The organism is Rhodococcus sp. NPDC054953, from assembly GCF_053609225.1.
On record NZ_JBSGXD010000054.1, the window covers coordinates 1 to 1592 of the forward strand.

Consider the following 1592-nt stretch of genomic DNA (forward strand, 5'->3'; position numbering starts at 1 on the left):
GGGTCTCCACACAGCTTCCGCTCCCCCCGTTCGAGTAGCTGGACTTACGCCACCTCGCTATCGGCAGCCCATATCGCATGACTTTCCCCTACGCGTGATCGAGTTCCACCGCGATGGCAGAGATCAACTTCATCGAGTCGGCAGAGGACAGGGCTTGAGTCCGCAAGTGCTCCTCAGCGATCCGATACGGCTCCAGATCGGCCTCTTCCTCGATGAAGAGCCTACTCGTCTTCTGTTCGAGAAAGACGATGTCCATGTGCCCCGGCGCCGGGTATACGAATCGCAGGAACGAGCCATCCATACCGGCGTGGGCGCCCGCGCTGTTCGGGATGACCTGGATCGACAGATGGGGCGGCTTCGCGAGGCCAACGAGCTTCCGCAACTGCTCAGCCATGACGGACGGACCTCCGATCTGTCGATGGAGGGCTGCCTCATCCAGAACGCAGATGATCCGGGGAGCGTTGGGACCGACGAGTACCTTCTGTCGTTCCAGCCGGATCTGAACCGCCTGGTCAACGGACGGGCTGAAGGGGTCCGGAAACCCGTCGATGATCGCGCGGGCGTATGCCTCGGTCTGGAACAGACCCGGGACCACGTTGGCTTCGTACTGGAAGACCTTGCTGGCCGTTGACTCAAGCTCGATCAGCTCCATGAGCTTCGGCGTCAGAACATCCTTGCGTTGCTGCCACCAGCCACGCTTACGACTGTTCCGGTTGAGCTCGCCCAAGCCCTCGCGCAGCTCCTGGTCCTGGACGTCGTAGAAGTCGAGAAGGGCGACGAGTTCGAGGCGGCTCAGACCGGTCTTCCCGGATTCCACCCGGCTGATCTTCGCGTCACTCGCGTCAACGACCTCTGCGGCCTCCAACTGCGACTTTCCCGCGTGCTCCCGCAGCCGCCGCAACTCCATCCCCAGCCGCATCCTTCGGACCGTCATCACTGGTCGACCCACGGCAACCCCCTCTTGTGTCTATTGGGTTCGGCTCAGTGTGCCGCAACCGTCGCCCGGGACGGGTTCAGATTCACTCCGCAGAGGTAATCGTCGCAACTTGCGACGCGATGCCTTGCGGATCGCCGTCGGCTACGCCACCCTGGTGACGCTGACGTTGCGCTTCCACCCGGCTACAGCACGTGGCTCTCTCTGCGCACGTCACAACGCCCCCTGTCAGCAGACACGTTGGAGGTGTGATGAGGAATCCGGTGCAGGTCGCCTACAGCAAGAACGTGTACGGGCAGTCGTTAACGGCCTGTGCCGTCCAGGTCGAACGCTGGCGCACGGTGGCCGCCGAGGTGGTGCGGGGCTGGGGCGGCGGGCGGGACTGCGCGGAGCTGGTGCGGCTGGGGGTCAGCGAACTGATCACCAACGTGGCGCGGCATGTGGAGAACCCCCGCTGCTATCTGCGCATGACCCGCATCGAACTGGAGGTCACCGTGCAACTCTTCGACCGCTCCCGCCAACTCCCGGTCCTCCTGGGGCACGCGCCCGACTGGGACGCGGAAGGCGGACGCGGCCTGTGGATGCTCCGGGAGATGGCCGACGACTTCGGGTGCGAGCGCACTCACCGCTGCGCCGGGAAGATCGTGTGGTTCCGATG

General features: G+C 64.2%; 3 protein-coding genes. 1 reads left to right on the plus strand and 2 read right to left on the minus strand.

Features of this window, described 5'->3' with window-relative positions; translation table 11 throughout:
- Together ACWF62_RS20380 and ACWF62_RS20385 are read right to left on the minus strand one after the other, a co-directional pair.
- The coding region (locus tag ACWF62_RS20380; RefSeq protein WP_452631221.1) for a DUF397 domain-containing protein at positions 1 to 79 on the minus strand (79 nt) is incomplete at its 3' end.
- Positions 80 to 88: 9 nt separating this feature from the next.
- Positions 89 to 919 (minus strand): helix-turn-helix domain-containing protein, encoded by an 831-nt coding sequence (locus ACWF62_RS20385; protein WP_452631215.1) that lies wholly within the window; start codon positions 917 to 919, stop codon positions 89 to 91.
- 266 nt (positions 920 to 1185) lie between these two features.
- Between ACWF62_RS20385 and ACWF62_RS20390 the strand changes: the two genes are divergently transcribed.
- The coding region (locus ACWF62_RS20390) for an ATP-binding protein (protein ID WP_452631217.1) at positions 1186 to 1592 on the plus strand (407 nt) is incomplete at its 3' end.

What these genes read in the sequence shown, in the direction of transcription:
- ACWF62_RS20385 (WP_452631215.1), bottom strand. Translation starts at nt 919, where the DNA reads ATGCGGCTGGGGATGGAGTTGCGGCGGCTGCGGGAGCACGCGGGAAAG.